The sequence below is a fragment of the Paenibacillus oryzae genome, assembly GCF_001675045.1.
Taxonomy (GTDB): Bacteria; Bacillota; Bacilli; order Paenibacillales; family Paenibacillaceae; genus Pristimantibacillus; species Pristimantibacillus oryzae.
Genome location: NZ_LYPA01000038.1, coordinates 66,110 through 78,227, shown reverse-complemented (window position 1 = coordinate 78,227; position 12,118 = coordinate 66,110). Strand labels below are relative to the sequence as shown.

Here is a 12,118-nt window from a genome sequence, read left to right as displayed (position 1 = left end):
CACTCCCTTTGCAGGCTTTTTTCATAATCTTCCACACTAGGGGCGTTTATGTTTGTTAAGCCAGTCCAAAACCTCATCAATATGGCTGACAGCCACTACATTTAATGTCGGCGCGGCTTTGGCCGCCGCTTCCGCAGCTTCTGCCGGAACAAAAAACACATCCGCCTCGGTCCTGCTTACGGCATACGCCTTCTGAGGAATGCCCCCCACCATCCCGATTGAGCCGTCCATTTCGATGGTGCCCGTACCTGCAACGTGATGACCGTTCGTAACTCCACCAGGCGTCAGTTGATCAATAAATGCAAGCGTCAGCATCGCTCCGTGTGAAGGTCCTCCAGCATGCGCGGTATATTTGGTGAAATATACCTTGCGGGGATTGTCCAGCTTAACCTTGTTTTGTACAGAAACGCCCATGACGGCACGCGTTGCGTCATCCTCGGCCGCTTTTGTCTTCACGTCGAGCTTCAGCACAGCATTATTCCGGCGGACCTCCGCCGTCACCTGATCGCCAGGTTCGACCTTTGTGTTCATGTATTCCAGCAAATCCTCCACTTTTGTTAACGGAGCTCCATTCATGCTGTCAATAATATCGCCAGCCTCCAATACCCCTTGAGCAGGGCTGCCGTTCACGATGCCTGCAACCAAAACGCCGTCATAAAGTACGCCTTTACCAAGCCCAACCTTCTGTAAAGCAATAGCGGACGCAATTTCGTTAGCATCGTTTTTCATTTCGACGGCTTCCGCATAGATTTGCGTTAACGGCGGCTGATTCTGTGGCTTGGGCTGGAACACGTATTGCGGAAATAAACGTCCGTACAGAGAATCCGCAAGGACAGCAGGCCTGTCAAAAACGAGGACGCCGTCTATCCATCCCCCTGATTCGCCGCCATCCATGTGGGCGTAGCGATTTAAATTCAGCGTCATCGCAGGGTACGTCACCATTTTGCCGGTTGGCCACAATGTGAGGGCAAGCAGGGCTGCGAAAACGGCTAAGATAATACCCGATTGCCAAGGCAGCGTTCTGCGGCTTATGTATTCCATAATCAGCAAGTCCGCAAACAATAGCAAAGCGGCTGCGGCGATGCTGCCGATCAGCCATGCAAGCATCTCCTGAAGTCCTAATGCAATTGCCGCAGCGGCAAGGAGCCCGGAAACGGCAACCCCCCATCTGATGAGGTGCAGCATAGTCCCCCCGCCCCCATGTCTGAGGCGTTTAATGGCCCCTGCAACCCAGAGGAGAGGGACCGCCGCAACGCTATACTGAAGCCAATTAATTATATCAATCCATTCAAAGCCCCCGCTTCCTACAATGGGAGCAGGAAGCCAGATCAGCTCGGCGCCAATTAATGCGATGACAAAAAGCAGAGCGCCCGCGTAATAATAAGCTTGTCCGACGGTGTGAGTTCGCAAAAACAACCCTTCTCTCCTTAATCAGGAAAGACGACTCTTGGAAAGCGGCGCTATTGCTAGCTCCCTTGTACCGGAGTCGTCCCTGTCCATAACCTATGGTATAAATGCATTATTTGCTTTGCAGGTCGTGCTGCAGCTCCTCCCTGATTCCCCGGTCTCTGGCTTCGCCTTGTTCCACGTCGGCGATTATGCCGAGCCAGCGCTCGGGGCTGCAGCCCTCGCTATAAGCGCGGTGAATAAGATCGGCATAATGGCCGCTTTGCTCATATCCGCCGATTTTGCGCAAAACATCAATATAATCACTTACCAGACTACGGGCAAAGCTGTGCTCATACCCATGCCTGCTGACCAGAGCATCAAGTATGCTGCGTTCATACATGCTGAGTCTGATTGTACGAGCGGGCGTCCTCATAGATCCACCTTCCTCCCGTATAGATATGGCAGCCTACAAATACAAGAGCGGGCTCCCAAATTTCAGAACAAAACACCACCTGATTGCCTAACTGGAGCGAATCAAGCTTCCTCCCTTTGCGGGATGTTGTAATTTGCTCGTAGAACCAATCTTCATCCTTGTTTAATTGTATCCCCTTCTGTACGATTTTGCCAGTGTCATTGTCCGCCATGGGACCAATAATAATTTCGGGATGGGCGGCGCAGGGATCATGTCCCTTGACGCTTGCTTTACGGTGCTGGTAAACAAATCCTGCCCAGCCATGAGAATCAGAAAGGAACAGAAGCGGCGTAATGCCTGGCGGAACGCTTTTGAGCTCGACGACCAAAACGCACGGCTTGCTTCCATCCCAGCTTTCCTTGGCGCCTTTATGCGCCCATTTTCGAGCCTGGGCAATGGAGATGGTGGTGTAGAAGCCTTCTCCGAAATCTTTGCCGGGTTTCCAATATTGACTGTCCAAAAGCTTGCTTCGAAAAGAATCCACCGTGCCGCTGGTTGTGCCGTGATAGAGCAATTGCGGAGTAATTATATCCATTTTATTCTCCTTTCCGGCTTAAAAAAAAGTCCTGCATGTTATACTCATGCTGGACTCTTTGGGCGGGCTTTCTATTCAGCTATTCTTCCAATGATTGGAATTCAATTATTTCTTCAAATAATTCATTGCCTTTTCAATCGCCTCGTCTTCGGTAGCGCCTTTAATATAACGTCCGTTAATAAAGACAAAGGCATAACGTGCGCATGGCCCGCAATAGGACTTGCAGCCAACGCGCACTTCGGCATCCGGAGCCAATTTCTGGATCTTGGCTACGGTAGATTTCATTGCCATATGCTTGCATTTATCACAAACTCTTATGTCGTTAGTTGCCATGTGACATCATCCATTCCCCGGCAGCCAAAGCAGGCTGGAAACTTCAGTGGTCTCCGTGATTGCCTTTGGACGGATTTGTAATTTCAAACCCTTCCTCCGGAACATAGAAATAATCGATGCGAATACCGTCCAGAAAATCATTATCTTTCTCCAAAATGACGTCGATACCCTTATCCGTTGAAACAACCTCATCCTTTTCGCCAGGCACGTCAACCCCCATGCCGTAATGGGCGTGGTCGCCATGGGCATGCGTAACAAAGACGCGCAGCAGCTTGCCTTCATTCTCAGGCTTGTCCAGCTCCAGCTTTATCATTTTTGCCGCGTTGCGGGATATTTTGCACTTCACTCTGCTTCAGCTCCTTCTTGAATACTCTCACTTATTGCCTTGATGGCGTTAAAGTATATTATACTTCTTCCCCATCCTAACAGCAAACCATTCCGCGACAATCATCGTAAATGCAATATCGTCGATAGGGAGCATCGGCATCACATCGGGAAGCACCCAATAAAGAAACACCGGCACAACAAACAGCAGTTTATCCCATATAGAAACGTCACGGGATTTCAACAGCCGGAAAATAAGAGCAAATGTGTGCCTCCAATGCCTTAAGGATAACAGCTTGCGCATATGACATCCCGCCTTTTTATTTTTTGAAATCAGTATAGCATAGTGCCCGTCATCCCCCACTGACCCTCAGTCCAAAAAAAGAGACCGCCGATGCAGGACCACGGTCCAGCCTCAAGCCAGACCTTTGGCCCTTCTTGCGGCAATACCGGCATCGAATAGTACAAGCTGAAGAAAAAAACCTCTTCCGTTACAGCAGCATGGCTTCAAGCAACAGCGGCTTTAGTTCCGTATATAGGCCGTCAAAGGTTTCGGCGGGAAGCGGATTTTCACCCAAGCCAACCTCCACTGTAAAACCAGGCTTTCGATATTGCGAGATAAACCAATCCTTATAACCCGCATCGCTTCCGCTAAGCTTTATCGGCTTATACCCGCTTGCGTAGCCCAGCTTCTCGGCCAGCTTTTCCGCGTGCGGCGGCTCATAATCACGATAATTCCAATAAATTTCCCTGCCTTGCGTATGCAGCGCCACTACAGCGTCAAAACGCAAACTTTCTGTCAACCTCTCCATAGAAACTGCCTCCGGCTCGCTTAACGGAAAGGGGCCGGGATAATCGCGCGGAGAAGGGCCGGCAACACCTCTGCGCTTGCACTCCTCCTCCCAATAAGCCGGGAACTGATCATTAAGATCGACTCCCCTTATGTTGGCCTTCCATGCGCTAAAGTCATTCCTTCCTTCGTTCCAGGCAAGCAACTTGTCTCTCCATAGCGGATGAACGGAGTCCAACCCCCGCTGGACAAGCTCGGCGCCATCGGGATTAACCATTGGCACAGCCCATAGGGTAGTGGTTTGGCAAAATTCCCTCATTAGGCCTTCACTTTCGCCGCCTTCCCTCTTATACTCCTCTGCAAGCTCCGCCACAAACCTCATCAGCAATGCCGATGTAATCCATTCATTGGCATGAAATGCCGCATTAATTCCAATATGACGGGGACCGCAGCCACAGCGAAGAAGGATTAGCTCTCTGCCCAAAACACTGCGGCCGATAGAGTATACCGATAAAGCTGAATGACCGCTCCCTAGCCGCCAGCTGTCCTGAATCATTTTTTCATACAAATAGGTTCCGTTATCAAGCATGGTTGTCCTCCCCGATTTCGATCATTAAACCCGGACTAAACAAATAAATCAGCTAAGCCGGTTATTACATACTATGTAAGCTTGGGGATGTCCTATCCATGCAAAAAGCCGCCTTTCAGCGAAAGACGGCTGTTCTATCATTTATAAATAAAAGCATCAGCTAATATGAGGAACCTGCCAAACAACCGGCGTCAATTGAATATGCTCGCCTAACCATTGTTGGGCAATCTCCCGAAAAATGACGGGATCGCCGCTGCAGAAAAACTGATGCACGGGAAATTCGTCGCCTCGCGCAAGCTTGCGTTTGTCTTGCAGAATCGTACTGACTTCCCTTGCCGTTTCATCCGCCGAGCTGATGAGATTTACTCCGCTGCCCATCACCTCTGATATCGTTTCCGTCAAAAAGGGATAATGGGTACAACCAAGGATCAAACAATCTATCGGATATGTCCGCATATGAGCAATAGAGTCATATACGACATCAAACGTTTCGGAGGATCGAAAATTCCCCTGCTCAACCAGGGTGACAAAACGCGGGCATGCTTCGCTAACGACCTGTACATGTGGCGAAAGCTCGCGCAGCGCGTTTTCGTAAGCGCCGCTTCTTATCGTTCCTTCCGTCCCGATAACGCCGATACAGCCCGTTGCGGTTCTGCCAATTGCAGCCCTAGCTCCAGGATTAATTACACCTACAACCGGAATCGCCACTCTGGAGCGGATGTCTGTTAATGCAACAGCCGTTGCCGTATTGCATGCAATCACTATCATTTTGGGCTTATATTGAATCAGGTAATCTACAATTTCACGAGTGAAATCCAATACTTCATCTGCGGAGCGCGGACCATAAGGCGTTCGGGCCGTATCTCCAAAATAAATGATTTTCTCCCGCGGCAACTGGCGCATCACTTCTTTGACCACCGTCAGGCCGCCTACGCCGGAATCTAATATTGCAATCGGTTGCTGCACAAACACACCGCTTTCTTGGAGTAGGTATACATCATAGGAGCAATTACAACACAGCATATGTCTGCGTGCTCAAAAACGTACCTACATCTTATCGCATATCCGGGCAAGCTTCAAGGAGAAACGCGGGTCACGCAGCGCCTCAGCCATTAGCCCGAATGAACGCTAATTGCGGGTGCCTGTAACCAGGAAGGATGGGGGATGCAGGGCGCTTCACACACTCCCTGATCCCCACGCCGCACCAAAAGTAAGATTATCCGCTAATGTCTTCATCGGAGAATTCTCTGGATGCTTCGCTTTCCTGCTCGGTTAAACGGCTGTTGCCGCCGCCGATATCGCCCAATACAGCCTCTCCCGCTTCGGCAAATGCCTCCCGCTTTTCGCCGGTATCGGTAAGCTCGCCTAGTTCATTGCTTGCTTCTACGGCAAGCGATGAAATACTTGCGATTGAGCCCTCGTCATGCCCCGTTTCACCATCCTTGGCACCTTTGAATGCATGTACGGCGCTTCCTGCGGCATCCTTGGTGCGGTCAAACAGCCTGGCTGCGCCATTACCGATTTCTTTGGCAAAACGGCCGGTTGCATCGGTTGCGCGAGTTGCTGCCGAACGCGTCGATTCTCCTACCTTGTGAGCTCCGCTTGCAATGTCTCCGCGAAGCTCCTTCCCGCTTTTGGGGGCAAACAGCAATGCCGTAATGGAGCCCAGCAAACCTCCAGCCAATGCTCCAAGCAAAAAGCCTGTGTTACTTTTTCGTTTTTGCATCATCATTGTCTCCTTTCAAACTTAGCGTTCCCTTTCGCCTGCATCGTTGATGCATGAGAGTTATGGGATGTATGGCCGGATTGGGCAGATTGCTCATCCATTGCGCCCTGTTCGCCATAGCTGCCAGGCCGTCAAACCCAGCTCCGCCCATTGAACAGCTTGCTCCGCCTCTCGCGTTTGCGACAGGCGCTCCGCATGTCTAACCGCAGATTGACTAAGTATGTGCGCAGCTTTTTCTGCCGCTGTCGTTGTTTTGGCAACGATGCTTCCCGCATCCTCCATGGCTTGAAACCAGCATTTGGCAGCCTCCAGTCCCTCCTGCAGGTTGCGCGCAGCTTCCTCCGCTGGAACCATAACAGCGCGGGCTTGCTCCGACAAGCGGGTGATTTCCGCTTGGGCCTCCAGCGCCGACTTCTGCAGAGCGTTCAAGCGCAGGACCAACGCATGCAGCGCAATCAAAATGCCAATGGCCAACATGGCAAAAACGGCTGTCGCAATCGCTGCAATCCATTCCATAACCGCCAGCTCCTTTGCATCATCCAGTCAGTTCGTGCAGGGGCAAATGCCCATAACGTATTGACAGTATAATCAGCATGGGCTTGTTTTGACACAAAATGATGCTGATAAATTTAGGCGCTAGCTCATGACATCAAAAAAAAGCCCGTCAGGATATATTTTCCCGACAGGCTTAGTTCATTGATTATATATTCGATTATAAGATCAGCTTTTTTATTGACGGGAATTCTTGATCTCGTAGCTGCAGCGCCCTCCGCCTTTGGCGAGACACTCTGTTCGATCCACTTCCGCATCCAGCAATGAAGCAAACAAAGCAAGCTCGCAGCTGCAGGCCTGCTGATATTGATCCGCTACGTCTTTGATCGGGCAATTATATTCGTGAAGCACATAGCCGCCACCTGACCGCTCCTCGACTTCAGCCATATAACCGCCTGCATTCTGGATGACCGCCAGCTCGGTCACGCGCTGCTCCAAATTTTTACCGTCCATTCTGGGCGCGTACCTCTCCAATAACCGCTTTTTTCTTCCCAAAAACATTTTGTCGATAAGAGCAACCGTTTCTTCGTCGCTCTCCAGCTCTGCCAACAAATCAATCGTTAAAGAATGATAATTTTTAGGAAAATATTGCTCTGCCTGCTGCGTCAGCTGGAAAGCATGCAGGGGTCTGCCCATAGCTTGGCGAACGGTAATAATTTGCACGGCCCCTTCTTTTTCCAGCTCATGCATATGGCGTCTGATCGCCATTTCCGTAAGTCCCAGAACATGTGCAAGCTCGCTTGCATGCATTCTTCCCTTAACTCGCAAATAATGCAATATATTTTTACGGGTAGCGCCTCCGATTCTGGGCCCGGCTCCCAAAATAGGCTCCTTATCATCACAATGCTCTCTATGACCTTGCGCCACGGTTACCACCTCCATGCCCCGGATTGTTGTATCCGCAGGCCCGTTGGCCTCCTTTTTGTTTTAAGCCAGCTCCCGGATTAAATAATGTTCGACTGCAGTTTTATAGTCCTCCAGCCAATCACTCAGCTGCCCCGTCAGATGATGCAGCTCTGCTCTTGGCCAGCTATAATAATCCTGCACGATAGGTTTGCGGAGCTTCACCAATTGAATCAAGTTATCTCGCAGCTGCTCCGAAAAAACGCCTTCAGCTCCAGTAATGTCTATAATATCCTCGTAGCTGCTTGCGTCTCGCATAATAAAGCCGTCAATCAGATAGCTCCCTACATCCGTCACGATTTCAATCGCCAAATGAAGGCAGCGCTCCTGCGCCAAACCTTCCAGCGCCGTTCCCCTCCAGTTACCGTACAACTCTCTAAGAGCTTCCGATATTTGAGGAATTTCCGCCAGCCTGGCGGATATTTGCTCTTGATTTACGTAATACATAAAGGCTTCCCTGCTTTCGGGTTTACTTCCTGCGCTTCGCTCTCCGCTTCAGCCAGGCCACCATAATGATGCTGCTGAAAATAATAACCAGCAGATAGGTCAACATCTCGTATACGTCTCTCATTTCCGCCATGGATGGTTTGACCTCTTAGCTTTCGTAATCGACGCTAACGGAGGATTCCCTCACCTGCGACATATGCTCAATCACTTTTTTATGCTCGGGATGCACCTGATAGGCGTCAAGATCGGCAAGGGAGTCAAACCGGGTCACCAGTGCGATATCATACGAACGTTCCGAATGCAGCACGTCCGTCCCTACCTCGATATACCTCAAAACGTCGATTTTCCCTTCCAAATTGCGGAGAACCGCTGCCGTCGCGTCAACGCTTGCTTTGCTTCTGTCCTTCAGCTTAAAAAAAACAATATGGGTAATCATAACGATTTACCTCCTGAATGTGAATTAGCCCCGCCGCGTTTCGGCGGATAGCATGATTAATATCCTTTTGTCACATAATAACCTATAGGCTTGTACAACGGCAATCTTTTGCAAAAAGGTTATTCAAAAAGGTACTGAGAACCAAGCTTTTTGAATGATAATTATGCAATTAAAGGAGAGACAAACGCCATGCGATACAAAGCAACAGTCATCGCGGCCATTATCGGTTTAGGCATCTGTGCTTTTAATTACACGGGCTACGATCCCCACAATATGGTCTTTTTTATGCTGAGCGTGCCAGCCTGGATTGCCGATCTGTTTATCGACATCCATGAAGTCAGCGTGCTTATGATGTATAGCCTGACGATTTTGACATGGGCGCTGGTTGGTTTCTTTGTTGATGTGCTGATCGCGCGAGAACGCCGCAAAACGGCAAGTGGCGCTAAGCCTTAACAATGCCGGCTCTATACAAAAAGGAGCCCTTCGGCTCCTTTCCATTCCTTCTTTACTATGCGGCTTCAACAATCAGCTTGGCCTGCATGGTTTGATGGCCCGGTCCACATGCGATCGAGCAATAAATGATATATTCTCCCGGCTCCGTGAATTCAAGCTCTGTCTCTTTGTTGTTATTGTCGAGCGAAACCTGAAGCTCGTCAATTTTGAGACCATGGACGCCGCTTTTGTTCTCCAGTCTCATAATAACCTTGTCTCCGACCTTGGCGGTAAATACATCCTGGTTAAAGGTAAAATCATTGGATGCCACAACCTTCATAAGCGTTACGCCATCCGGCATCAAAGCGGCTTCATCCACTGGCTTCTCCGGCAATTTGAAGGTTAACAAAAACACTCCCAGTAATGACGCAGCAATGAAAACGGTAAACATAATCCATTTGTGCATGGTGACAGGCTCCCCTTTGCAATCTAGTCGTGCATGTTTGCACAGCTTCTACTATCTACTTCCTATATTACAAAGGTAGTTTGCTGATCACAATAATAAACTTGGGAAAGCGAAAACTTTTTTCACACTTTTGACAAAACTATGAACATTTTATGACTTTCTCTGGCAAAAGTCTTTGATGATGACCTCGCATTCCTGACGAACGGCACCCCACAACATCGTAAATTGATGCTGATATCCCCGGCACATATAGACGCCCTTCAAGCCGGCCTGCTCCCGCTTCTCCTCATGCACGGATATGCCCCTTGCCCGAAACTTCAATCCCAGACCCGCCTTGTCCAAAAGCACGCGGTCCTGCACTCCCCTCAGGAACGAAATATAAGACCTCCTGAATTTGGCGTCCGACGCGGACATAATCCCGATATCATGCTCAAGGGCGGAAATAAGAATGCCCAATACCATATAACGCTGAACCAGCTGAAGCTCCACCATGCTTTGCACAGGCCTGGTCCAAACCTTCCTCTCCCGATTGACGGCGGTTTTGTTGATTGAAGCCTTCGCTTCCATAGCCATCCCTCCAATTAAGTCAGCCAAAGTAGTCATACTGACTCTCCATAATAAGAACATTTGTTCCCATTATAATAGAAGAGAAGACCAAAACGCAACCGCCAGCTTGGAAATTATTTGTTTTTGAGGACCTCAATCATTTTTTTAACTCTTTCCGGCAAAGGGAAGCCCATTCGGCCATAATTTTCGGTAACGGATATCAATTCATTGGCAATATAAAAATAGACTGCTGCGGCCATCGTTACATTATCCGTTTCCAGCAAAATATCAATCCGATGCGCAAGCAGCACAACAAGCAGGGTCAAGCCCTTTTTTGCCAATCCCCAGGAGCCAAACGCGCTGTTCAGTCCCCGGCCTTCCTTCAGCGAAGCGGATACACCCGTGATATAATCCACACCCATTGTCACCAGCAGCAAGGTTAATGATTCCGTCCAGTGTCCGAACGCAAACGTAACTAAAGAACCCAACACGCCAATCATAGAACAAACCCATACAAGCGACATCGCCGCCACCTCTTCTCACAAATAACTTGGATTCCATATTATATATGCGAGGCAGCTCAAGGTTGTCCGTCAACTTGTCTCTGTCCAAAGGGAATTCCACCGTCATCCCGCAAAAAAAGAAACCGCCGCCGTCAAAAGTCAAACGGAGCGATTTCTTTTATGCAAGCTTTTTCTAGCTATTCTTTAAAAAGCTTTACAACGCTTCTCCATGCAAATAATTAAAGAATGGCACGTCTACCCAGAACTGATACGGCGTAATAACCGCATCGGGATCAATCGCTTTTAAACCTTCAATAACCTTTTCCGAGTTTTCATTCAAGGAAAAAGGATGAACGGTATAAGGGCTGTCGGGATCAGTGATCAGGTTGTTTGTAATGATTTCATAACCGTCAATCGCTGTAGGCGAAAAATAAAGCGGCTGCCACCAGGAGCCTGCGATCAGGCCGGTCTGGTCGGCTTCATTCTTTTTGGCATAAGCCAAAATAACATCCTGGAACTTCGTCTTGTCCTTGGCATTGGCGAATTCAAACACCAGATCGTATTCCTTGGCATAAGCGATAAAGTTGCCATTTTTAATCTGAACAACATTTGGACCTGGGTCGCCCCATTCCTTCAAATGGAGGAAGGCCGATGTTTTAGGCTCGAATTGAACCTTGGCATTAAGCCCTTCGCTGCGAAGCAAGCCGATTAATTGGACCGCATGCTTCAAGTTAGAGTGACCGTAAGTCAGCTTGAGGGAATCAATAAAACGGGAATCAAAGCGGGTATCCTTCAAATTATATCCCGTAATAAGCTCCTGCTCCAGCGCTTCATTGACCAAACCTTGCAGCTTGGGAGCGTCGATGATATCAGAGGTTGCATATGCGGCATGAAGCTTAGTTGCGATATCCGCGTCATACACATATCCAATGTATTGCTTGTACAGTCCTTTGCTTTCCAGCACTTTGCCCAGCAGCACATTGGCAAGCTCTCTGTCAACGGCTCCCTTTGGATTAAAGCCGGCATATTCCGATGCCGGAAGCAGGCCCGTATCAACGGCGGCCGCCAATTCCTGAGCCACATGCGCACCGAGACCTTTGCCTGTAATGCCAAGCGGCGAAAGCGAACGCTCAACCTTGTCAGCCGGATAGGTGTAGGCAAGCTCCTTCAAATCAGCGGCGCGAAGCGCAATAGATACCGCTACCGCATTGGTGAGGGGCTGGTCTCCGCCTACCGCCGGCCCCTTCAATACGCCTAGTTCAAATAATGCGGAAGCAGGGCCATACCATTTGTCGCCAGCCTTCAAATCGCTGAATTCAGCAGTGCCGTCAGCGCCCTCATAGCCTAAAATGGCCGCAGCCGCTTCAATAAAATCGCCTTTAGCAGGCTTTTCCGGCAACGCTACCCCGTATTTCTCCTGCAGGAACAGACCGTATTCGGCGCCGCCAATTTCCTGAGCGTGAACAGCGGAAGCTGCCGATACCGTCGCGGCCCCGACATGGGACGCAGGCTGGGCCAGCAGCAAGGCTGCCGCTCCAAAAAGCGCAATCAGCCATTTGCCGCTTAAACCTTTGATTGCTTTCATTATGTATGACCTCCTGAAAATAATAATTCCCATTAACTAAATCGGAATTAATGGTTTTCAGAATTATAGCAACCATTCTTTTAAATTGTC

At 49.4% G+C, this 12,118-nt stretch carries 18 protein-coding genes; 1 reads left to right on the top strand and 17 read right to left on the bottom strand.

The genetic code is table 11. The features are described 5' to 3' along the window. Positions 1-36: 36 nt before the first annotated feature. From A7K91_RS06155 to A7K91_RS06095, 13 genes are all read right to left on the bottom strand, one after another. Positions 37-1,416 (bottom strand): PDZ domain-containing protein, encoded by a 1,380-nt coding sequence (locus tag A7K91_RS06155; RefSeq protein WP_068680759.1) that lies wholly within the window; start codon positions 1,414-1,416, stop codon positions 37-39. A gap of 103 nt (positions 1,417-1,519) precedes the next feature. Next, positions 1,520-1,822: a hypothetical protein gene (locus A7K91_RS06150; protein ID WP_156739363.1), complete on the bottom strand. Its 303-nt coding sequence runs from the start codon at positions 1,820-1,822 to the stop codon at positions 1,520-1,522. Continuing rightward, positions 1,782-2,396, bottom strand: a complete 615-nt coding sequence (locus A7K91_RS06145) for a DUF3990 domain-containing protein (RefSeq protein ID WP_068680755.1) — start codon at positions 2,394-2,396, stop codon at positions 1,782-1,784. The genes A7K91_RS06150 and A7K91_RS06145 overlap by 41 nt, the downstream gene beginning before the upstream one ends. A gap of 105 nt (positions 2,397-2,501) precedes the next feature. Next, on the bottom strand, positions 2,502-2,729 hold the full coding sequence (locus A7K91_RS06140; protein WP_068680753.1) for a YuzB family protein: 228 nt from the start codon (positions 2,727-2,729) through the stop codon (positions 2,502-2,504). Positions 2,730-2,772: 43 nt separating this feature from the next. Beyond that, positions 2,773-3,075: a heme biosynthesis protein HemY gene (locus A7K91_RS06135; protein WP_068680751.1), complete on the bottom strand. Its 303-nt coding sequence runs from the start codon at positions 3,073-3,075 to the stop codon at positions 2,773-2,775. A gap of 48 nt (positions 3,076-3,123) precedes the next feature. Further along, the gene (locus A7K91_RS06130) at positions 3,124-3,357 is read right to left on the bottom strand and encodes a hypothetical protein (RefSeq protein WP_068680749.1); all 234 of its coding nucleotides are present in this window, start codon (positions 3,355-3,357) and stop codon (positions 3,124-3,126) included. A gap of 187 nt (positions 3,358-3,544) precedes the next feature. Further along, complete coding sequence (locus A7K91_RS06125; RefSeq protein ID WP_068680747.1) at positions 3,545-4,432, bottom strand: M14 family metallopeptidase; 888 nt, start codon at positions 4,430-4,432, stop codon at positions 3,545-3,547. 156 nt (positions 4,433-4,588) lie between these two features. After that, positions 4,589-5,404, bottom strand: a complete 816-nt coding sequence (gene racE, locus A7K91_RS06120) for a glutamate racemase (protein WP_169833380.1) — start codon at positions 5,402-5,404, stop codon at positions 4,589-4,591. 244 nt (positions 5,405-5,648) lie between these two features. Beyond that, positions 5,649-6,164 carry a YtxH domain-containing protein gene (locus A7K91_RS06115; protein WP_342671731.1) on the bottom strand — a complete coding sequence of 172 codons (516 nt, stop codon included), beginning with the start codon at positions 6,162-6,164 and terminating at the stop codon, positions 5,649-5,651. 87 nt (positions 6,165-6,251) lie between these two features. Continuing rightward, entirely contained in the window at positions 6,252-6,674 is a 423-nt protein-coding gene (locus A7K91_RS06110) for a DUF948 domain-containing protein (protein WP_068680741.1), read from the bottom strand. 213 nt (positions 6,675-6,887) lie between these two features. Further along, on the bottom strand, positions 6,888-7,577 hold the full coding sequence (locus A7K91_RS06105; protein WP_245697281.1) for a helix-turn-helix transcriptional regulator: 690 nt from the start codon (positions 7,575-7,577) through the stop codon (positions 6,888-6,890). A gap of 60 nt (positions 7,578-7,637) precedes the next feature. Then, on the bottom strand, positions 7,638-8,060 hold the full coding sequence (locus A7K91_RS06100; RefSeq protein ID WP_068680739.1) for a DUF86 domain-containing protein: 423 nt from the start codon (positions 8,058-8,060) through the stop codon (positions 7,638-7,640). 148 nt (positions 8,061-8,208) lie between these two features. Then, positions 8,209-8,496, bottom strand: coding sequence for a Dabb family protein (locus A7K91_RS06095; protein ID WP_068680737.1), 288 nt, complete (start codon positions 8,494-8,496; stop codon positions 8,209-8,211). A 189-nt stretch (positions 8,497-8,685) separates the two neighbouring features. Between A7K91_RS06095 and A7K91_RS06090 the strand changes: the two genes are divergently transcribed. Next, positions 8,686-8,949 (top strand): hypothetical protein, encoded by a 264-nt coding sequence (locus tag A7K91_RS06090; RefSeq protein ID WP_068680735.1) that lies wholly within the window; start codon positions 8,686-8,688, stop codon positions 8,947-8,949. Positions 8,950-9,004: 55 nt separating this feature from the next. Here the strand turns inward: A7K91_RS06090 and A7K91_RS06085 are convergent, their stop codons facing one another. From A7K91_RS06085 to A7K91_RS06070, 4 genes are all read right to left on the bottom strand, one after another. Beyond that, positions 9,005-9,394 (bottom strand): cupredoxin domain-containing protein, encoded by a 390-nt coding sequence (locus A7K91_RS06085; RefSeq protein WP_068680733.1) that lies wholly within the window; start codon positions 9,392-9,394, stop codon positions 9,005-9,007. Between the two features lie 150 nt (positions 9,395-9,544). Continuing rightward, entirely contained in the window at positions 9,545-9,997 is a 453-nt protein-coding gene (locus A7K91_RS06080; RefSeq protein WP_156739361.1) for a YhjD family protein, read from the bottom strand. 77 nt (positions 9,998-10,074) lie between these two features. After that, entirely contained in the window at positions 10,075-10,464 is a 390-nt protein-coding gene (locus tag A7K91_RS06075) for a phage holin family protein (protein WP_068680731.1), read from the bottom strand. Between the two features lie 193 nt (positions 10,465-10,657). Beyond that, positions 10,658-12,028: a hypothetical protein gene (locus A7K91_RS06070; RefSeq protein ID WP_068680729.1), complete on the bottom strand. Its 1,371-nt coding sequence runs from the start codon at positions 12,026-12,028 to the stop codon at positions 10,658-10,660. Positions 12,029-12,118 lie beyond the last annotated feature (90 nt).